This window comes from Pseudomonas sp. Tun-23181 (assembly GCF_057415455.1).
The window spans coordinates 5760001-5779672 of sequence record NZ_CM171630.1 but is presented as its reverse complement, the minus strand read 5'-3'; the positions used below and the strand labels follow the sequence as shown (position 1 = coordinate 5779672).

General features: G+C 64.1%; 18 protein-coding genes, 2 rRNA genes and 1 pseudogene (1 of these 21 cut by a window edge). 8 read left to right on the top strand and 13 right to left on the bottom strand.

What is annotated here, in order from left to right; genetic code table 11:
* Positions 1-114: 114 nt before the first annotated feature.
* The 4 genes from trhP to ACDI39_RS27145 all read left to right on the top strand — a co-directional run bounded on the left by trhP (position 115) and on the right by ACDI39_RS27145 (position 3490).
* On the top strand, positions 115-1449 hold the full coding sequence (gene trhP / locus ACDI39_RS27160; protein WP_253102362.1) for a prephenate-dependent tRNA uridine(34) hydroxylase TrhP: 1335 nt from the start codon (positions 115-117) through the stop codon (positions 1447-1449).
* A gap of 103 nt (positions 1450-1552) precedes the next feature.
* Complete coding sequence (locus ACDI39_RS27155) at positions 1553-1981, top strand: DUF411 domain-containing protein (protein WP_225788466.1); 429 nt, start codon at positions 1553-1555, stop codon at positions 1979-1981.
* Positions 1981-2418: a YqaA family protein gene (locus ACDI39_RS27150; protein ID WP_225788467.1), complete on the top strand. Its 438-nt coding sequence runs from the start codon at positions 1981-1983 to the stop codon at positions 2416-2418. The genes ACDI39_RS27155 and ACDI39_RS27150 overlap by 1 nt, the downstream gene beginning before the upstream one ends.
* A 73-nt stretch (positions 2419-2491) precedes the next feature.
* Positions 2492-3490 (top strand): alpha/beta fold hydrolase, encoded by a 999-nt coding sequence (locus ACDI39_RS27145; RefSeq protein ID WP_253102360.1) that lies wholly within the window; start codon positions 2492-2494, stop codon positions 3488-3490.
* 82 nt (positions 3491-3572) lie between these two features.
* Here the strand turns inward: ACDI39_RS27145 and ACDI39_RS27140 are convergent, their stop codons facing one another.
* The 6 genes from ACDI39_RS27140 to ACDI39_RS27115 all read right to left on the bottom strand — a co-directional run bounded on the left by ACDI39_RS27140 (position 3573) and on the right by ACDI39_RS27115 (position 9176).
* Positions 3573-4151 carry a DinB family protein gene (locus ACDI39_RS27140; RefSeq protein ID WP_225788469.1) on the bottom strand — a complete coding sequence of 193 codons (579 nt, stop codon included), beginning with the start codon at positions 4149-4151 and terminating at the stop codon, positions 3573-3575.
* An 11-nt stretch (positions 4152-4162) separates the two neighbouring features.
* Positions 4163-5269, bottom strand: a complete 1107-nt coding sequence (gene zapE / locus ACDI39_RS27135) for a cell division protein ZapE (RefSeq protein ID WP_225788470.1) — start codon at positions 5267-5269, stop codon at positions 4163-4165.
* Positions 5270-5384: 115 nt separating this feature from the next.
* Positions 5385-6533, bottom strand: a complete 1149-nt coding sequence (locus ACDI39_RS27130; RefSeq protein WP_253102359.1) for a PQQ-dependent sugar dehydrogenase — start codon at positions 6531-6533, stop codon at positions 5385-5387.
* A 23-nt stretch (positions 6534-6556) separates the two neighbouring features.
* Positions 6557-6877, bottom strand: a complete 321-nt coding sequence (locus tag ACDI39_RS27125; RefSeq protein WP_225788472.1) for a hypothetical protein — start codon at positions 6875-6877, stop codon at positions 6557-6559.
* Between the two features lie 223 nt (positions 6878-7100).
* Positions 7101-8090 carry an agmatinase gene (speB, locus tag ACDI39_RS27120; RefSeq protein ID WP_262924596.1) on the bottom strand — a complete coding sequence of 330 codons (990 nt, stop codon included), beginning with the start codon at positions 8088-8090 and terminating at the stop codon, positions 7101-7103.
* Between the two features lie 3 nt (positions 8091-8093).
* Positions 8094-9176 carry an extracellular solute-binding protein gene (locus tag ACDI39_RS27115; protein WP_368815316.1) on the bottom strand — a complete coding sequence of 361 codons (1083 nt, stop codon included), beginning with the start codon at positions 9174-9176 and terminating at the stop codon, positions 8094-8096.
* Positions 9177-9277: 101 nt separating this feature from the next.
* Between ACDI39_RS27115 and ACDI39_RS27110 the strand changes: the two genes are divergently transcribed.
* Positions 9278-10177 (top strand): LysR family transcriptional regulator, encoded by a 900-nt coding sequence (locus tag ACDI39_RS27110; RefSeq protein ID WP_253167942.1) that lies wholly within the window; start codon positions 9278-9280, stop codon positions 10175-10177.
* 105 nt (positions 10178-10282) lie between these two features.
* On the opposite strand, the gene ACDI39_RS27105 is transcribed toward ACDI39_RS27110, so the two are convergent.
* From ACDI39_RS27105 to ACDI39_RS27095, 3 genes and pseudogenes are all read right to left on the bottom strand, one after another.
* The gene (locus ACDI39_RS27105) at positions 10283-12625 is read right to left on the bottom strand and encodes a TonB-dependent receptor (protein WP_262924599.1); all 2343 of its coding nucleotides are present in this window, start codon (positions 12623-12625) and stop codon (positions 10283-10285) included.
* A gap of 210 nt (positions 12626-12835) precedes the next feature.
* A complete protein-coding gene (locus ACDI39_RS27100; RefSeq protein ID WP_225788477.1) occupies positions 12836-13717 on the bottom strand; it encodes a FecR family protein in 882 nt (293 codons plus the stop codon).
* Positions 13718-13721: 4 nt separating this feature from the next.
* Positions 13722-14228: pseudogene (locus tag ACDI39_RS27095) on the bottom strand (RNA polymerase sigma factor); the annotation flags it as partial.
* A gap of 135 nt (positions 14229-14363) precedes the next feature.
* Between ACDI39_RS27095 and ACDI39_RS27090 the strand changes: the two are divergent.
* A complete protein-coding gene (locus tag ACDI39_RS27090) occupies positions 14364-14840 on the top strand; it encodes an LEA/WHy family protein (protein WP_225788478.1) in 477 nt (158 codons plus the stop codon).
* A 65-nt stretch (positions 14841-14905) separates the two neighbouring features.
* Here the strand turns inward: ACDI39_RS27090 and ACDI39_RS27085 are convergent, their stop codons facing one another.
* Positions 14906-15169, bottom strand: a complete 264-nt coding sequence (locus tag ACDI39_RS27085; protein WP_225788479.1) for a hypothetical protein — start codon at positions 15167-15169, stop codon at positions 14906-14908.
* 126 nt (positions 15170-15295) lie between these two features.
* Between ACDI39_RS27085 and ACDI39_RS27080 the strand changes: the two genes are divergently transcribed.
* Positions 15296-15616: an ElaB/YgaM/YqjD family protein gene (locus ACDI39_RS27080; protein ID WP_225788480.1), complete on the top strand. Its 321-nt coding sequence runs from the start codon at positions 15296-15298 to the stop codon at positions 15614-15616.
* A gap of 11 nt (positions 15617-15627) precedes the next feature.
* Here ACDI39_RS27080 and ACDI39_RS27075 read toward each other — a convergent pair whose 3' ends face one another.
* Complete coding sequence (locus ACDI39_RS27075; protein ID WP_225788481.1) at positions 15628-16242, bottom strand: MiaE family protein; 615 nt, start codon at positions 16240-16242, stop codon at positions 15628-15630.
* 155 nt (positions 16243-16397) lie between these two features.
* Between ACDI39_RS27075 and ACDI39_RS27070 the strand changes: the two genes are divergently transcribed.
* Positions 16398-17261, top strand: a complete 864-nt coding sequence (locus tag ACDI39_RS27070) for a universal stress protein (protein ID WP_225788482.1) — start codon at positions 16398-16400, stop codon at positions 17259-17261.
* A gap of 204 nt (positions 17262-17465) precedes the next feature.
* Here the strand turns inward: ACDI39_RS27070 and rrf are convergent.
* Together rrf and ACDI39_RS27060 are read right to left on the bottom strand one after the other, a co-directional pair.
* Positions 17466-17581, bottom strand: a 5S ribosomal RNA gene (rrf, locus tag ACDI39_RS27065).
* Positions 17582-17710: 129 nt separating this feature from the next.
* A 23S ribosomal RNA gene (locus tag ACDI39_RS27060) occupies positions 17711-19672 on the bottom strand (it continues 929 nt past the right edge of the window).

Below are 19672 nucleotides of genomic sequence, written 5' to 3'. Positions count from 1 at the left end.
TGGACATTAGTGCGCAGGGCATCGGCAAAAGTGCCATCGCCGGCCGCTTGATCCAGGTCAATGCCGCAACGCGGCGCTGGCCTTAGCATCCGCGCCTTTTGCCCCGGTGCGCACATGACCTCACTCGCCAAGCCCGAACTGCTGGCTCCCGCCGGCACCCTCAAGACCCTGCGCTACGCCTTCGCCTATGGGGCCGACGCGGTCTACGCCGGCCAGCCGCGCTACAGTCTGCGGGTGCGCAACAATGAGTTCGACCACGCCAACCTGGCCCTGGGCATCCAGGAGGCCCATACCCTGGGCAAGCGCTTCTACGTGGTGGTGAACATCGCCCCGCACAACGCCAAGCTCAAGACCTTCCTCAAGGACTTGACACCGGTGGTCGAGATGGCGCCGGACGCGCTGATCATGTCCGACCCCGGGCTGATCATGCTGGTGCGCGAGCACTTCCCGCAGATGCCCATCCACCTGTCGGTGCAGGCCAACACGGTGAACTGGGCCAGTGTCGAGTTCTGGAAGCGCCTGGACCTGGGCCGGGTGATCCTGTCGCGCGAGCTGTCGCTGGAGGAAATCGAAGAGATCCGCCAGCAGGTACCGGACATGGAACTGGAAGTGTTCGTCCATGGCGCCCTGTGCATGGCCTATTCCGGGCGCTGTCTGCTGTCTGGCTACCTGAACCGCCGCGACGCCAACCAGGGCACCTGCACCAATGCCTGCCGCTGGAAATACCAGGCCACCGAGGCCACGCAGGACATCACCGGGGACATCGTCCGCGAGGTCGAACCGACCCTGGGCATCGGTGCCCCGACCGACCAGGTGTTCCTGCTCCAGGAGGGCAACCGCCCTGGCGACGCGATGCCTGCCTTCGAGGACGAGCACGGCACCTACATCATGAACGCCAAGGACCTGCGCGCCATCCAGCATGTGGAGCGCCTGACCCACATGGGCGTGCACTCGTTGAAGATCGAAGGCCGGACCAAGTCGCACTTCTATTGCGCCCGTGCCGTGCAGGCCTACCGCCAGGCGATCGACGACGCCGTGGCGGGACGCCCGTTCGACCGTAGCCTGATGGACAACCTCGAGTCCCTGGCCCAGCGCGGCTACACCGAAGGCTTCCTGCGGCGCCACGTGCACGACGAGTACCAGAACTACCAGCGCGGCAACTCGGTGTCCGAGCGCCAGCAGTTCGTCGGCGAACTGACCGGCCGGCGGGTGGAAGGCCTGGCGGAAGTCCAGGTGAAGAACCGCTTCGCCGTGGGCGACCACCTGGAGCTGATGACCCCGCGGGGCAACTACCACTTCGACCTGCATCGCCTGCACGGTCGCCAGCAGCAGGCGATCCAGGTGGCACCTGGCGATGGTCATGTGGTCTACCTGCCGATCCCCGAGCAGGTGCCGCTGGACTACGGCCTGCTGATACGCGACCTGGAAGGCGACGACACGGCTGCCTGACAGACTTGTCATGTCCACGTCACCTGGCTGACAGGCGCTGACAGCGAGGATACAGTGGCCTGATCCGCCTGAGCGCCCGCTTTTCCAAAGGAGTTTCACCATCATGCTGCGCAAACACCTGGTCACCCTCGGCCTGCTGGCCTTTACCGGCCTGGCCCAGGCCGCCGAGACCATCGACGTCTACCGCGACCCCAACTGCGGTTGCTGCAAGCTGTGGATCAGCCACCTGCGCGACAACGGCTTCACCGTCAACGACCATGTCGAGCCGAACATGAGCGCGGTCAAGCAGCGCCTGGGCGTCGCGCCACGCCTGGCCTCCTGCCACACCGGCGTGATCGACGGCAAGTTCATCGAGGGCCACGTGCCGGCCGAACAGGTGCGCTTGCTGGCCCGCCGCGACGACCTCAAGGGCCTCGCCGTGCCGGGCATGCCCATGGGCTCGCCGGGCATGGAGATGGGTGACCACAAGGATCCCTACCAGGTCATCGGCCTGACCCACGACGGCAAGGACGAAGTGGTGGCCACCTATTGATGCTCAGCCTCTGGGCGCTGTTTCTCAGCGCCTTCGGCGCCGCCACCCTGCTGCCACTGCAATCCGAGGCGGTGCTGGTGGGGCTGTTGCTGCGCCAGCCCGAGGCCCTGGCCACCCTGCTGCTGGTCGCCACCTTGGGCAACGTGCTGGGCTCGATCGTCAACTGGATGCTGGGCAGGGCCATCGAGCACCTGCGTGACCGTCGTTGGTTCCCCTTCAGCGCCACTCAGCTGGAGCGTGCGCAGCAGCGTTACCAGCGCTGGGGCCAGTGGTCGCTGCTGTTGAGCTGGATGCCGGTGATCGGCGATCCGCTGACCCTGATCGCCGGGATCATGCGCGAACCCTTCTGGCGCTTCGTGCTGCTGGTCACCCTGGCCAAGGGTGGGCGTTACCTGGTACTGGCCATGGTCACCCTGGGCTGGCTGCAAGGCCAGTGACACCTTGGCTGTTTCTGGTAGTCAAGACTGCTACAGTCGCCTATTCCTACATGGCCCTACACGGAGTGCCCCCATGCTGCGCGCAACCGCCCTGGCCTTGGCCTGCCTCGTTGGCAGCACGGCCATCGCCGCCGAATCGCCCACCTATGGTAAGCAGCTCGAAGGCTTCGCCTACCCTCACCCGCTCGAGCATTTCAACTTCAGGTCCCAGGGCCAGCCCCTGCAGATGGGCTACATGGACGTGCCGGCCAAGGGCAAGGCCAATGGCCGCAGCGTGGTGCTGATGCACGGCAAGAACTTCTGCGCCGCCACCTGGGAAACCACCATCGATGCCCTGAGCCAGGCCGGCTACCGGGTCATCGCCGCGGACCAGGTGGGCTTCTGCAGCGCCAGCAAGCCTGCGCACTACCAGTACAGCTTCCAGCAGTTGGCGCACAATACCCATGCACTGCTCGAACACCTGGGGGTGAAGCAGGCCATCGTCCTCGGGCATTCCACCGGCGGCATGCTCGCCACCCGCTACGCCCTGATGTACCCGCAACAGGTCGAGCGCCTGGCCCTGGTCAACCCCATCGGCCTGGAGGACTGGAAGGCCCTGGGCGTGCCCTACCGCACTGTCGATCAGTGGTACGAACGCGAGTTGCAGCTCAATGCCGAAGGTGTCCGCAACTACGAGCGCAACACCTACTACGCCGGGCGCTGGAAGCCAGAGTACGAGCGCTGGGTGCAGATGCTGGTGGGCCTGAACAAGGGCCCGGGGCATGAAGCCGTGGCGTGGAACTCGGCACTGATCTACGACATGATCTTCACCCAGCCGGTGTACCACGAGTTCAAGGACCTGCAGATGCCGACCCTGCTGCTGATCGGCGACCAGGACACCACGGCCATCGGCAGCGACATCGCCCCGCCCGAGGTCAAGGCGCGCCTGGGCAGGTACAAGGAACTGGGGCCGCGGGTCGCCGGGCTGATTCCCCAAGGCCAGCTGGTGACCTTCGAAGGCCTGGGGCATGCACCGCAGATCGAGGAACCCGAGCGTTTCCACCAGGCGCTGATCGGCTGGTTGCAGCGGTAGGCGTGTGGTGCGGGAACATACAGGCGATGGGCTGCAACGCAGCCCCAATGTCGCATGACTGAGGGGCATTGGCCCCTCGCCATCACTTCCAGACCAGCGCCTCGCTCCAGCCCAGTTCGGCGAAATCATCCGCCCGCAGGTCGGCTTCCTCTTCCAGGAAGAACTCATCCAGCTGCGGCGGGCGGACCGACGTGTCGCTGAGCATCGCATGCACCTGCCCACGGTGGTGGATCTGGTGCTCGAACACGTGCGCCAGCACACGCAGGCGCGGCTCACGCTGCAGACGGTCCGGGCGCACGATGCTCACGTAGCGGTGCAACTGGTCATCGCGCAATTGCTGGCAATAGGCGATCAGCCGATGGTCGGCCTGGGCCTGCTCGGCATACAGGTCGGCGCAGGTGGCGAACGGCTGCTCGGGCTCGAAAAAGCGCTCACCATCCGGGTCCGGCGCCTCGCCGCGCTGCTCGCACTCCAGCGCGTGCAGGTAGAACCAGTCTACCGTCAGCAGGTGGTTGAGGGTGGCCTTGATCGAGGGAAAGAAGCTGCAACGCGGGGCGACGAACTCGTCCTGGGTCAGTTGCAGGCAAGCCTTGTACAGGCGGTGGTTGGCCCAGCCGTTGTTGTAGGCCTGGGTCAGCAGATGATGCGACAGCGGCTCCATGGTCGGCTCCTTCAGGCGAAGCGTTGCAGTTGCATCTCCCGTAGTCGGCTCAGGGTCCGTTGGTACGGGAACGCCAGATACCCTTGAGTGTAGAGCGCTTCGAGCGGGACTTCGGCCTCCAGGTACAGGGCGACCCGACGGTCGTAGCATTCGTCGACCAGGGCGATGAAGCGCCGCACGCTGTCATCCTTGGGCGCCAGCGTCGGCAGCTCGCGGTCGCCCGCCTCGACTCGCCGGGCACCATCCTCGGTGCCCCGGGCGATGCGCCCGGCCCGCTGCGTGCCGCCCAGGGCCGGGATACCGTCCACCAGGATCGCCGCGAAGCGGTCGCACAAGGCCATGAACTCCATGGCCGCCAGAGGTTGTTCGCACAAGTCGGCGAAGCGGCACCAGATCGCCTGCGCGCTGCGTCGCACCACACGGACTTGCCGGGAGCCGACCTGCAAGGGCTGGTCGGTCCCCGCATCGGTCGGACTGAGTTGCTGGAACACCGCCTGCAGGGCACCGGGCTGGCCGGGCTCAGCGACCCAGTAGCGTTGGCGGACCGCACCGGGGTGCAAACGGTGGTCCTGCTCGCCGGCCACGGCCAGCACGCGCATGTGCCGCTCGATGGCGGCGATCGCCGGGAGAAAGCGCTCGCGGTTGAAGCCGTCGCGGTACAGCTGGTGTGGGGGTTGGTTGGAGGTGGCGACGATCACCACGCCCTGGTCGAACAGCACCTGGAACAGACGCCCCAGGATGATCGCATCGCCGATATCGCTGACGAACAGCTCGTCGAAGCACAGCACGCGGATCTGCCCGGCCAGTTCCCGGGCCAGCGCCTGCAACGGGTCGGCGGTGCCGTTGAGCTGGAACAGCCGCTGGTGGACCCAGGCCATGAAATGGTGGAAGTGCTGGCGCCGCGCCGCGACTTGCAGGCAGCGGTGAAACTGGTCCATGAGCCAGGTCTTGCCACGCCCGACCGGGCCCCAGAGGTAGACTCCCTGGGTGGATTCACCCCGGGTCAACGCCTCGAAGCAGGCCTGGAGCGCGTCCACTGCCAAGGCCTGGGCGGCATCGGGGACGAAACCCTGCGCATCGAGAGCCTGCTGGTAGAGGGTTCGGGGGTCGAGTGGCATGCCGTTGCACCCTGGGCAAAAGCGCCATGGTACGACATCCCGCCGGGTTCTGGCTGACAGGTGCCCCGGCCATTGCGTTGGCCAGGATGATCGCCGAGGGCCCAGCAATGACGAATCAGCCCTCCCTCAACCCCACCTTGAGCAGCGCCCCATCCGTGGCATCGGTCAGCACGTACAAGTAACCATCCGGCCCCACCCGCACGTCGCGGATACGCGCCTTGAGCTCGCCCAGCAAGCGTTCTTCATGAACGATCTTGTCGCCATCGAGCTGCAACCGGATCAGTTCCTGGCTCACCAGCGCGCCAATGAACAGGTTGTGGTCCCAGGCCCTGAAGGTCGGGCGGTCGTAGAACGCCATGCCACTGATGCCCGGCGACTTCTCCCAGACATGGTGCGGGTCCGTCATGCCCTCCACGTGCTTGCCCTTGGCCTCGGGGATCGGCAGCAGCGAATAGTTGATGCCGTGGGTGGCGATCGGCCAGCCATAGTTCTTGCCCGCATGCGGAATGTTGATCTCGTCGCCGCCCCGCGGACCATGCTCATGGGTCCAGAGCTCGCCCGTCCAGGGGTTGAGCGCTGCGCCCTGCTGGTTGCGGTGGCCGTACGACCAGATCTCGGAGCGTACGTTGGCCTGGCCGGCGAAGGGATTGTCCTTGGGTACTTCGCCGTCGGGCAGGATGCGTACGACCTTGCCCTGCAGCTTGTCCAGGTCCTGGGCGGTCGGGCGCTGGTTGTTTTCGCCCAGGGCGATGAACAGGTAGCCGTCGCGGTCGAACACCAGGCGCGAACCGAAATGATTGCCGTCGGACAGCTTGGGCTGCTGGCGGAAGATCACCGTGAAGTTCTCCAGACGCGCCAGGTCCTGGGACAACTGGCCGCGGCCAACTGCGGTGCCAGCCTTGCCATCGGCGCCTTCCTCGGCGTAGGACAGGTAGACGGTGCGGTCCTGGGCGAATTCCGGCGACAGCACCACGTCGAGCAAGCCACCCTGCCCTACGGCCCAGACCTTGGGCACACCCGCGAGGGGCGGGCCGACCTTGCCCTCGCGGCTGACGACCCGCAGGTTGCCCTGGCGTTCGGTGACCAGCATGTGCTGGCCATCGGGGAGAAAGGCCAGTGCCCAGGGGTTGCGCAGGCCGTCGGCGACTGTGCTGACGGTCAACTGCCCCTCCTCGCTGGGAAACTGCTGTTCGGCAGTGGCCTGGGCCAGCAGGGGCATCAGGGCGGCGACGGCCAGGGTGGTCAACCAGGTGCGTGGCGTCATGCGGGGGCTCCTTCCGGTGGGGCTTACGGCGCGCGTTGGCTGTCGCGCGGTGGCCGGGTGGGTTCCAGGTTGGGGGTCTGCTGTTCGCGGCGCAGGTTCTCGCCATTGCCGATGCCGCGGTTGTCCAGGGTCGGCGGGCGGGGGTTGGGCTGGGTCGATGGCCCACGCACCGGTGGCGTGGCCGGTACGCTGCCCTGGCGGCTGTTGGGGTTGGCGCGCTGGATCGGGCTGTTGTACGGGTTGTTCCTGTCAGCGGCGAGGAACAGCGGTTGCGGGAGTGGCGCAGCCGGCAGCGGCAGGCTCAGCAACAGGCCGATGGCCAGGCACGGTAATGTGGGATTCATGCTTCACCCCCTGTACGAAAAAGCGCGCTCAAGCGTTGGATAGCCTAAGGCGCTACAGGTTCGCGGCAAAAGTGCGAATGCGGATAGAGATGATTCGTGATGTTTCAGTATGGGCCCGAGAGGTCGCTTCACGCTCCATTCGCGACACAAGGCCGCCCCCACAGAAATAGCGCCGAACTTGAGGCTGTGGGAACGGGCTTGCCCGCGATTAGGCCCTGGGGGCTCACTCGTCGCTATCTACCTTGTGCCGAGCCGCATACAGGCACAGCATCTCCATGGCCAGCGTCGCCCCGGCCAGGGCGGTGATGTCGGCGTGGTCGTAGGCCGGCGCCACTTCCACCAGGTCCATGCCCACCAGGTTGATGCCCCGCAGGCCCCCCAGGATCTCCAGCGCCTGCACGGTGCTCAGGCCACCGCAGACCGGCGTGCCGGTGCCTGGCGCATAGGCTGGGTCCAGGCAGTCGATATCGAAGGTCAGGTACACCGGCCGCTCGCCAACCCGCTGGCGAATCGCCGCGACCACCGCCTCGGTACCCTGACGATGGACCTGGCGAGCGTCGAGGATGGCAAAACCCTGGCTGTCGTCGTTGGTGGTACGCAGGCCGATCTGCACCGAACTGGCCGGGTCCACCAGCCCCTCGCGGGCAGCGTGCCAGAACATGGTGCCGTGGTCGATGCGCTTGCCCTCCTCGTCCGGCCAGGTGTCACTGTGCGCATCGAAGTGGATCAGCGCCAGCGGCCCGTGGCGCCTGGCATGGGCCTTGAGCAGCGGGTAGCTGATGAAGTGGTCGCCACCGAGGGTGAGCATGGCGCAACCGGCCTCCAGGATACGCGAGGCATGCGCCTCGATGCTGTCGGGTACCGACTCGGGCCTGCCACTGTCGAAGGCGCAGTCGCCATAATCGATCACCGCCAGGTGGTCGAACGGGTCGAACGCCCAGGGCCAGTGCCGCTCCCAGGCCTGCTGTACCGAGGCGGCACGGATCGCCCGCGGCCCGAAACGCGCCCCGGGGCGGTTGCTGGTGGCGGTGTCGAAGGGGACACCGCTCACCACCACATCGACCCCGCGCAGGTCGCGGCTGTAGCGGCGCCGGGAAAAACTGGTGATACCGGCGTAGGTGCTTTCCGCGACGGTGCCGTAGAGGCTGTCACGGGTCATGGCCTGGTCGTTGTTCTGGGCGTGTTCCACGGTTGGGCTCCTGGTTGTCGTCATTGTTCACTGGCGGCTGCGAAACGCCGTCCACAGGCGATTGCGCTGGCGCAGGTCGGACAGCGCCATGCTGCGATCGCCATACAGGCGCTGGCGTACCTCGCTGGGCGGATAGATGTCCGGGTCGTTGCGTACGGCATCGTCCACCAGGGGCGTGGCGGCCTGGTTGGCGTTGGCGAAGAACAGCGTGTTGGTCAGCTCGGCCACCGATTCGGGGCGCAGCATGAAGGCGATGAGCGCGCGGGCAGCCTCCGGGTGCGGGGCATCCTTGGGAATGGCCAGGTTGTCCTGCCAGACCAGGGTGCCCTCCCGGGGGATCCGGTAGATCAGTTCGAACCCCTTGCCGGCACGACGCGCCTGGTCGGCCGCCATGGCGGCATCGCCATTGTAGGTGAGCGCCAGGCATACGCTGCCGTTGGCCAGGTCATTGATCTGCCGGCCGTTGGCCACGTAGCTGACCGAGGGTTGCAACTGGCGAAGCAGCGCCTGGGCCGCGTCGAGGTCCGCCTTTTCCTGGCTATAGGGGTCCTTGCCCAAGTAATGGAGGGCCAGGCCGATCACCTCCTGGGGCGAATCGGGCATGGCGATGCCACAGTCCTTGAGCCGGCTGGCGTTTTCGGGCTTGAACAGCAGGTCGAGGCTGTCCAGCGGCACCTCGTCGCCCAGGCGCTGGCGCACGGCCTCGACATTCACCCCCAGGCCGAGGGTGCCCCAGGTGTAGGGCAGCGCATAGAGGTTGCCGGGGTCGACCTCGGCCAGCTTGGCCAGCAGGTCCGGGTCGAGGTTGGCGTAGCCCGGCATGGCCTGTGCCTGCAGCGGCTGCAAGGCGTTGGCCTGGAGCGCCCGGGCCAGCACGGTGGACGACGGCACCACCACGTCATAGCCACTGCCGCCGGTCAGCAGCTTGGTTTCCAGCACCTCGGTGGTGTCGAAGGTGTCGTAGCGCACCTTGTAGCCACTCTCCTGCTCGAAGCGCTGGAGGGTCTGCGGGGCCACGTAGTCAGCCCAGCTGTACAGGTTGACGACCTTCTCTTCGGCCTGCAGCGGCAGGGCCAGAACCAGGGACAACAGGCATAACGAACGGCGCATGGTGGACACCTCGGCAATGGGTGGATGCCGACAGCATGCCAGTCGCGCTACATTGCAAGAATCGCAAGTTTGCAAAGCTGACATTCATCAGGAGCAATGTGATGCTCGGACAATTGCAAGACCCGGACCTGCACCTGCTGCGGCTGTTCGTCACTGTAGTCGAGGCCGGTGGCTTCAGTGCCGCCCAAGGTGTGCTGGGCTTGAGCCAGCCGAGCATCAGCCAGCAGATGGCGCGCCTGGAGACGCGCCTGGGCTATCGCTTGTGCAGCCGTGGCAAGAGTGGCTTTCGCCTGACCGAGAAGGGCGAGCGTTTGCTCGAGGCGACCCGTGGGCTGCTGGTACAGATCGAGCAGTTCCGCCAGCAGGCCAATGGCGTGGCCGGGCGGCTGCTGGGCACGCTGCGTATCGGCATGGCGGAGAACCAGGACAAGGTCATCACCCTGCGCCTGGCCGAGGCCATCGGGCGTTTTCGTCAGCGCGAGGAGTCGGTGCAGTTGGAGCTGATCAGCGCGCCGCCGGCGGAGCTTGAGCGCCTGCTGCTGGAGCAGCGCCTGGATTACGCCATCAGCTACTTTTCCGGCAACCAGGCGGCCTTCGACTACCAGCCGCTGTTCGAGGAAACCCAGCGCCTGTACTGCGGCAGGCAGCATCCGCTGTTCACCCAGGGGCAGGTGGACCGCCAGGCCCTGCTCGAGGCCGACCAGGTGCGCCACTCCTACCGCCTTCTCAAGGGTGGCGAACCCTTCATGAGCCAGCGCAGTTCGGCGCAGGCCGAGCAAATCGACAGCGTGCTGACCTTCATCCTGTCTGGCCGGCACATCGGCTACCTGCCCTGCCACTGCGCCGGGCCTTGGGAGGCGCAGGGGGCGTTGCGGGCGCTGGATCCGTCCCTGGATTTCGTCGTGCCTTTTACCCTCGCCCGTCACCGTGGCCGGGTGCCGGGTGAAGCGCAACAGGCGTTTGCCGAGGATTTGCTGGCAGCGTTCGCCTGTACAGCGTAGTTGGGGCGGCTTTGCAGCCCATCGCCGGCAAGCCCCACAGAGACCGCGCTGCACTTGAGGTCAGCGCCGAACCTGTAGGAGCGAGCTGGCCCTAAGTACCTGCACTCAGTAGGCCAGGCTCCAGGTCAGGGTGTAGGTGCGCCCGCGCCCCTGGTAGTCATAGAGGTAGGCCGGCCCATAGGTCGGTGAGTAGAACAGGGTCGCACGCTGCCCCCAGACGGTGCTGTACTGCTTGTCCAGCAGGTTCTGGATGCCCGCGCTGAACGTGCCGAAGCCAGTGTCCTGGCTGGCCAGCAGGTCGAAGGTCGTGTAGCCGTCGATCTCGTGGTCGGCATCGTCCTCGAGGGTGAAGGCATGGTTGGCCTGCAGGCGCGCGCTACGCCCCTCGCCCTTCCAGCCGACGAAGGCGGTGGACTTGGACAGCGACGCATAGCGGGCATCGCGCTTGATCCAGTCGCCATCGGCATCCTCTTCCTCCGACCGCACCAGGTGCAGCGTGCCACCGGCCTCCCAGCCGCTCTGGAAGTGGCGGGTCAAGGCGCCTTCGAAACCGAAGTCGCGGCTCTTCTTGTCATCCACATCGATGGCCAGGGTCTGGGCATCGAAGTTGATGACCTTGTCCGACCAGATGTAGTACAGCGCCGCCTGGGCATCCCAGTCCAGGTCCCCATAGCGCCAACCCAGCTCGACCTGGCGGCTCTTGATGCCCGCCAGCGGGTTGTCGGCCACGCTCAAGCCCGGCTTGCCGTAGTACTTGGCTGGGTCAGGCAGGTCAAAGCCCTCGCCATAGTTGGCCCACACCTGGTGGCCGTTCTTGAAGTCATAGATGGCACCGAGGTTGTACAGGTTGACCTGGTAGTCGTTGCTGCCACCGGGCACGTTCTTGAAGTCGCTGACATCCACATCCATCTGTTGGCGGCGCGCACCGCCGGAAAGGGTCAGGTTGTCGGTGGCATGCCAGTCCAGCTGGGCGTAGAGCGAGACGCCGTCCACCCGGTAGCTGGGGTAGCGCGGCGCCTTGCTGGCCTTGTCCAGGTCGAGGCCACCGCTCTCGGACGACGTTTGCGCATCGAACGTGGTCTGCTCGGCGTTGAAGCGCTCGCGGTCCAGGTCGACGCCATAGGTCAGCTTGAGCGTGTCCCACTGCTTGGCGAACAATGCCTTCAGGCTGCTGACCTCGAAGTTCTGCTGCGAGGCGGCGAAGTACACGCCACGCGATCCTGCCGGCGTGCCGGGGTTGTAGTAAGGGAACGGGTAGAAGTTGTCGTCTTCCTTGCGATACGAGGCCTGCAGGTAGAAGTCCTGGCCCAGCACATCGGTGTGGTGGTAGTTGGCGTTGAGCAGCAGGCGCCGGGTGCGCGGCTCGAGGTCCGAGGAATAGCCGCTGCGCAGTTCGGCATCCTCCAGGTCCGACGGCGCGTTGTGGTTCAGGTGCGGGAAATAGATGCCCGTGCTGCCGTGGTTGCCGGAATCGTAGTACTGGGCCAACAGGTCCAGGCTCTGTTCCTCGGTGAAGGTCAGGCCCAGGGTGCCGAGCACGTCGATGGTGCGGTTGTACTGCAGGTCGGTCTGGGTGTTGTCGATGAAGATCTGGTCGCCGCCGCCATCGTAGAAGGCCTCGTTCTGCTCCCCGGAAATCCCCAGGCGGGCGTTGACTCGGTCGTTGCCACCACTGATGGACTGTGCGACGCGGGTGGCCAGGTCGTCACTGTTGTTGAAACCGCTGCTGGCACCGAGCTGGGTCTCGAAACGCAGCGGACCCGGTTCGCCCTTCTTGGTGACGATGTTGATGATGCCGCCGGTGGCGCCGCCGCCATAGATGGCGCTGGCGCCGGAGAGCACCTCGACGCGCTCGACGTTGAACGGCGAAATGCTGTCGAACTGGCGCGATAGGCCACGGGAGCTGTTCTGGCTGACCCCGTCGATCATCACCAGCACGTTGCGTCCGCGCATGTTCTGGCCATAGTTGGTGCGCCCTTCCGGTGCCAGGTCTAGGCCCGGCACCAGCTTGCCGATGGCCTCCTTGAGGCTCACGCCGCTGTCGATCTGCTCGCGCAGCTGCTGCTGGTCGACCACCCAGACGGTACCGGGGATCTCGCTGATCGCCGTGCTGGTGCGCGAGGCCACGCTGACTTCGATAGGCTTGAGGCTGACGCTCTGCGGAGCGGCCTCGGCCTTGCGCAGGGTTACCGTACGGGCGTCGCTGAACTGCCAGCTCATGCCACTGCCGGCGAGCAACTGCTGCAACGCCTGCTCGATGCTGTAGCTACCCCGCAGCGCCGGGCTGCGCAGGCCGGCCACGTCGCTGGTGGTGTACAGCAGGTGCAGGCCCGCCTGGTCGGCGAAGCGGGTGAGCGCCTGGTCCAGGGATTGCGCTGGCAGGTTCAACTGGACCTGGCGAGCCTGCACCTGGGCATCGGCGGGCGCCGTCGCGGCCAACGCCTGCATGGGCCCAGCCAGGATGGCCAGTGCGCTGCAGGACAACAGGACAGGGTTGAAGCGGCCGCCGCGGCGGTGCAGGAGCTTGAGCGTAGCCTTCACGAATGAGCTTCCAGACAAGTCGTAAATGAGAATGGGTTGCTGATCAGTCCCACTACGACGTTCCAGCGCTCACGAACTTGCAGTCCGAAAGGCAAAAAAACTCAAACTTTTTTTCGCTCAGTGAACCACTGCCAACCACGGCAGGTAGGTGACCTTCAGCGCATAGCGCTGCTCCAGGGTGCGCAGCAAGGCCTGCGGGTCGTCCAGGTCGAACACGCCGCTGACCTCGAGCGCTGCCAGTTGGGTGTCGGGCAGCAGGATCCGCCCGTGCTGGTAGCGCTCCAGTTCGGCAAGCACCTGCCCCAAGGGCTTGCCATTGAAGATCAGCTTGCCACGCTGCCAGGCGGTCTGGGCCTGGGCATCCGGCGACACCGGCAGCGTCCTGCCGCCTACCGTAGCCTCGCCCTGAGCGAGCACCACGCGGCTGCCGCTGGCCTCGCGCCGCACGCTGAACACCGCTTCGCCACCCTGTACGGGCGCACCTGCCGTCTCGACCACGAACGGGCGAGGGTCAGGCGCCGTTTCGAACAACGCCTCGCCCGCTTCCAGCAGCACCCGGCGTTCACGCTCGTTGAACGCCACGGACAGCGCGCTGGCGCTGTTGAGGGTCACTCGCGAACCATCGGCCAGGGTGATGCTCTGCCGCTGGCCAATGCCGGTATGGTAGTCGGCCAGCCACACCGGCGCCTGCTGCCACCCGGTGTAGCCGGCCAAGGCCAGCACCACCGAAGCGGCGATACCGGCAAGCCAGCGGCGCTTGCGTGGTGCCGGGGCGGCTTCGAAAACCTGCGCACTCACCGTGTGACCGATATCCAGCCACAGCGCCTCGGCCTCCCTGGCCGCTTCGGCATGGGCCGGGCTCAGTCGGCACCAGCGCTGGTAGCGCGAGCGGTCGGCGGCGCTGGCGTTGCCCGAATGCAGCAATACCTGCCAGTCGAGGGCATCGTCGGACAGGTCGCTGAGCGGTTGCGGCGTGGGCATGGTGAGGGCGTCAGTCATGGTTGTGTTTGAGCCAGTCGCGGCAATGGCGCAACGCCTGGCCGATGTATTTTGCCACCATGCTCTCGGAAACGCCCAGCCGTTGTGCGATCTGCGCCTGGGTCAGGCCCTCGACGCGATTGAGCAGCAAGGCCTGGCGGGCATTGCTGGACAACTGCAGCAGGGCTTCGTCGAGCATCTGCAGGCGCTCGCTGGCCAGCAGCACGGCCTCCGGTGCCGGTGCTGGGCACGGCACCTCACCTGCGTCGTCGCTGCCCTCATGATTGGCCGCCAGGCGCTGTTCGCGTCGCAGAGCATCGATCGCCAGGTTGCCGGCGACCCGGAAGATGAAGCTGCGCGCATGCAGCACGGGGACGGCCTGCGCCTCGATCTTCACCAGCTTGAGGTAGGTCTCCTGGGCCACGTCGGCGGCACGCTGCCGGTCGCTCATGCGCCGGGTGAGAAACTGCAACAGGTCGTCGTAGTGCTCCTGGAAACTCGCCAGCAGACCAGACGCGGGAGACGTCAGCATGGAAGATGGATGGGCCAGTAAGAGAGATTATCGGGCGTTAATGAGAAACAGTATCTTTCATAAGGCCCGGTACTTTCAACGCCGCCGTGCATTTGCCACACTGCCAACTCGCTTTCAACGCCAAGGCCCGCCTCCATGACTGCTCGCCCTGCCCGTTTCTGGCTGATCCTGCTGCTTGCCTGCGCCCTCAATGCCTGCGCCCTGTTCCAGCCCCGCGACCCGCTGAACATCAGCGTGATCGGCATCGAGCCGCTGCCGGGGCAGGAGCTGGAAATGCGCATGGCGGTGAAGATTCGCGTGCAGAACCCCAACGAAACGCCCGTCGACTTCAACGGCATCGCCCTCAACCTGGAGGTCAATGGCCAACCCCTGGCCGCTGGTGTCAGCGACCAGCAAGGGCACATCGGCCGCTACGACGAGGCCGTGATCGTGGTGCCGGTTAGCATCACCGCATTCGCCGTGCTGCGCCAGGCCTATGGCCTGAGCCGACTGGATTCGTTGCAGGGGCTACCTTACGTATTGCGCGGCAAGCTGGCCGGCGGCCCGCTGGGCACCGTGCGCTTCACCGACAAAGGCAAGCTCGACCTGCCGGAGGCTGGCTTGGCCAGGTAAGGCTACGGCGGGAAAGCGTTGCGGCGACCTTGCGTCCGCGCTCCTGCCCTGCCTATCGGCCGCTATCAACGATTGGCGCTGGCAGCCGCCATCATCTTGTTGACTTCGCTACGCACCATGTTGGCGTATTCGGGTGGCGACAGGGCGTCCAGTTCGGCGCGCACCCATTCGGCCCACTTGCCTTTGCGCCGGGGCTTCTCGGCGATCAAGCGGCCGGCCTCGCCCTTGGCCTTGCCGAGATTGTTTTGCCAGAGCTCGAACAGCCGAGCTTTCTCCGCCTCGATCTGCGCTCGTTCCTCGAAGCTTCTGTTGGCCAGATTGAAACTCATGGGATTACCTGCAACGTGAAAATGGACGCTATCTTACACCGTAGCGGCCGGTGGCCGGTACGCCGCTGCAACTTTCCCGAGGCACCGTTATCCATTGCTCTGACAACCCAGCGACGAGGACGTGTTATGGCCAGGAAAACCACTGCGCAAGCCGACAGCGAACAGATCAAGGACCAGGTGTTCAGCGAACTGCAGGCACTGATCGAGGAGTCCGAGCGGCTGCTCAACGACAGCGCCTCGCTGGTGGGCGAGGAAGCCGACACCCTGCGTGCCCAGATCAGCCTGAAGCTGCGCCAGGCCCAGCAGGCGACGAGCAAGCTGCGCGACAAGGCGCAACCGGTGGTGGAGGCCACCGAGGACTATATCGGCGGCCATCCGTGGCAGACCGTCGCGATCAGTGCCGGGCTCGGCCTGGTGGTGGGCCTGCTGCTGGGACGGCGTCACTGATGTCCTAGGGGTCAGGCTGCCTGCAGTGGAACACCGCTGTGAAAGCGGAACTCCTGGTCAGGGGAGCGGATCAGTTCGGCTTCCGCTTCACGCACCTGCTCCACGACACGGGCGATGTCTGCCGCGTCTCCATACTGGTGGGCGAGCTTCAGGTAGCCCTGGTAGTGACGGGCTTCGCTTTTCAACAGACCGTGGTAGAAGGTACCCAACTCCTCGTCCAGGTGCGGCACCAGGGCGGCGAAGCGCTCGCAACTGCGGGCCTCGATGAAGGCACCGACCACCAGGGTATCGATCAGCTTGACCGGTTCATGGGCGCGCACCAGACGCCGCAGGCCGGAAGCGTAGCGCCCCGCCGAGACCGGTCGTAGGGTGATGCCACGACGCTTCATCAGGCGCAGCACCTGCTCGTGGTGCACCAGTTCCTCACGGGCCAGGCGCGACATCATGTTGATCAGGTCAAGGTGGGTGTTGTACTTGGCGATCAGGCTCAAGGCCGTGCTGGCCGCCTTGAATTCGCAGTTCTTGTGATCGATCAACAGGGTTTCCTGGTCGGCGAGCGCTGCCTCGATCCAGGCATCAGGGGTACGGCAGCCCAGGAAGGCGTCGATTTCGGGAATCAGGGACATAAACTCACAGCTACACAGGCCAACGGCAGAACCGGCGATTATACCGGGGGCGGCGCCGATCGCCAGCAGCTATGCTTGATGCATGTCAAGCAGCACCGTGCGGGACGCCGACTATAGTCAGACATTGGCCGTCTTTTCCCAAGGGAGCCCTGCCCATGCAAGCCGTCCGCAGCATCCTCGTCGTTCTCGATCCCGAGCATGCCCATAGCCGGGCCCTGACCCGGGCCAAGCTCATTGCGGGTGTGACCGGTGCACGTCTGCACCTGCTGATGTGCGACAAGAAACAGGACCACAGTGCCCTGCTCAGCCTGCTCGCCAGCCAGTTGCATGACGACGGTTACGATAACGTCACCCAGGAACAGGCGTGGCATGACAGCCTGTACGAATCGATCATCGCCGTACAGCAGGCCGAAGGTTGCGAACTGGTGATCAAGGAGCATCGTCCGGACAATCCGTTGCGCAAGGCCCTGCTGACGCCCGGCGACTGGAAACTGCTGCGCTATTGCCCGTGTGCGGTGCTGATGGTCAAGAGCGAGCGCCCCTGGACCGGTGGCGTGATCCTGGCGGCAGTGGATGTGGGCAACAACGATGAAGACCACCGCCGCTTGCATGCCAGCATCATCGACCACGGTCATGCCATCGCCACCCTGGCCAAGGGTGAGCTGCACGTGGCCACTGCTCATCCTTCTCCCATGCTGTCGGCGTCAGACCCGACCTACCAACTCTCGGAAACCATCGAGCAGCGTTACCGCGAAGCCTGCACGGCCTTCCAGGCCGAATATGGCATTGACGATGAACACCTGCATATCGCCGAAGGGCCAGCGGACGTGCTGATTCCCTATAGCGAGAAGGCACTGGATGCGGTGGTGACCATCATCGGTACCGTGGGCCGGACAGGCATTTCCGGTGCCTTGATCGGCAATACGTCGGAGGTGGTGCTCGACTCTCTGGAAGGGGATGTACTGGTCCTCAAGAGTGAAGAGGCGAGCGCACACCTGGCGGAGCTGGCTCGGGGGTGAGTGCCCTTGATATGTCGCCAGTGGGGCCGCTTCGCGCCCCATCGCCGGCAAGCCGGCTCCCACAGGGATGGCGCTGGCTTGCAGGTCTGCGCTGTACCTGTGGGAGCTGGCTTGCCAGCGATGGGGCCACCGCCAATCCCCAGCCCAGCGCCAGAAAGACAAAACCCCTACCTGCTCGCGCAGATAGGGGTTTTGCGAAATGAATCTTGACGATGACCTACTCTCACATGGGGAAACCCCACACTACCATCGGCGATGCATCGTTTCACTGCTGAGTTCGGGATGGGATCAGGTGGTGCCAATGCTCTATGGTCGTCAAGAAATTCTGTTGCCAGAACATCCAGATGGACACTCCAGCCAATTCGGATACGTGATCTTTGTGGTTGCGAACTTTCGGCCTTGCGTCTTCACCACCGCAATCCGCTGCACGCAAATTGCTTGGGTGTTATATGGTCAAGCCTCACGGGCAATTAGTATCGGTTAGCTCAACGCCTCACAGCGCTTACACACCCGACCTATCAACGTCGTAGTCTTCGACGGCCCTTCAGGGGGTTCAAGACCCCAGTGAGATCTCATCTTGAGGCGAGTTTCCCGCTTAGATGCTTTCAGCGGTTATCTCTTCCGAACATAGCTACCCGGCAGTGCCACTGGCGTGACAACCGGAACACCAGAGGTTCGTCCACTCCGGTCCTCTCGTACTAGGAGCAGCCCCTCTCAAATCTCAAACGTCCACGGCAGATAGGGACCGAACTGTCTCACGACGTTCTAAACCCAGCTCGCGTACCACTTTAAATGGCGAACAGCCATACCCTTGGGACCGGCTTCAGCCCCAGGATGTGATGAGCCGACATCGAGGTGCCAAACACCGCCGTCGATATGAACTCTTGGGCGGTATCAGCCTGTTATCCCCGGAGTACCTTTTATCCGTTGAGCGATGGCCCTTCCATACAGAACCACCGGATCACTAAGACCTACTTTCGTACCTGCTCGACGTGTGGGTCTCGCAGTCAAGCGCGCTTTTGCCTTTATACTCTGCGACCGATTTCCGACCGGTCTGAGCGCACCTTCGTACTCCTCCGTTACTCTTTGGGAGGAGACCGCCCCAGTCAAACTACCCACCATACACTGTCCTCGATCCGGATCACGGACCTGAGTTAGAACCTCAAGGTTGCCAGGGTGGTATTTCAAGGATGGCTCCATGGGAACTGGCGTCCCCACTTCAAAGCCTCCCACCTATCCTACACAAGCAAGCTCAAAGTCCAGTGCAAAGCTATAGTAAAGGTTCACGGGGTCTTTCCGTCTAGCCGCGGATACACTGCATCTTCACAGCGATTTCAATTTCACTGAGTCTCGGGTGGAGACAGCGCCGCCATCGTTACGCCATTCGTGCAGGTCGGAACTTACCCGACAAGGAATTTCGCTACCTTAGGACCGTTATAGTTACGGCCGCCGTTTACCGGGGCTTCGATCAAGAGCTTCGCTTGCGCTAACCCCATCAATTAACCTTCCGGCACCGGGCAGGCGTCACACCCTATACGTCCACTTTCGTGTTTGCAGAGTGCTGTGTTTTTAATAAACAGTCGCAGCGGCCTGGTATCTTCGACCGACATGGGCTTACGGAGCAAGTCCTTCACCCTCGCCGGCGCACCTTCTCCCGAAGTTACGGTGCCATTTTGCCTAGTTCCTTCACCCGAGTTCTCTCAAGCGCCTTGGTATTCTCTACCCGACCACCTGTGTCGGTTTGGGGTACGGTTCCCGGTTATCTGAAGCTTAGGAGCTTTTCTTGGAAGCATGGCATCAACCACTTCGCGCTCTAAAGAGCACTCGTCATCAGCTCTCGGCCTTGAGATCCCGGATTTGCCTAAGATCTCGGCCTACCACCTTAAACTTGGACAACCAACGCCAAGCTGGCCTAGCCTTCTCCGTCCCTCCATCGCAATAACCGGAAGTACAGGAATATTAACCTGTTTTCCATCGACTACGCTTTTCAGCCTCGCCTTAGGGACCGACTAACCCTGCGTCGATTAACGTTGCGCAGGAAACCTTGGTCTTTCGGCGTGGATGTTTTTCACACCCATTGTCGTTACTCATGTCAGCATTCGCACTTCTGATACCTCCAGCAAGCTTCTCAACTCACCTTCACAGGCTTACAGAACGCTCCTCTACCGCGTCACCTAAGTGACACCCGTAGCTTCGGTGCATGGTTTGAGCCCCGTTACATCTTCCGCGCAGGCCGACTCGACTAGTGAGCTATTACGCTTTCTTTAAAGGATGGCTGCTTCTAAGCCAACCTCCTAGCTGTCTAAGCCTTCCCACATCGTTTCCCACTTAACCATGACTTTGGGACCTTAGCTGACGGTCTGGGTTGTTTCCCTTTTCACGACGGACGTTAGCACCCGCCGTGTGTCTCC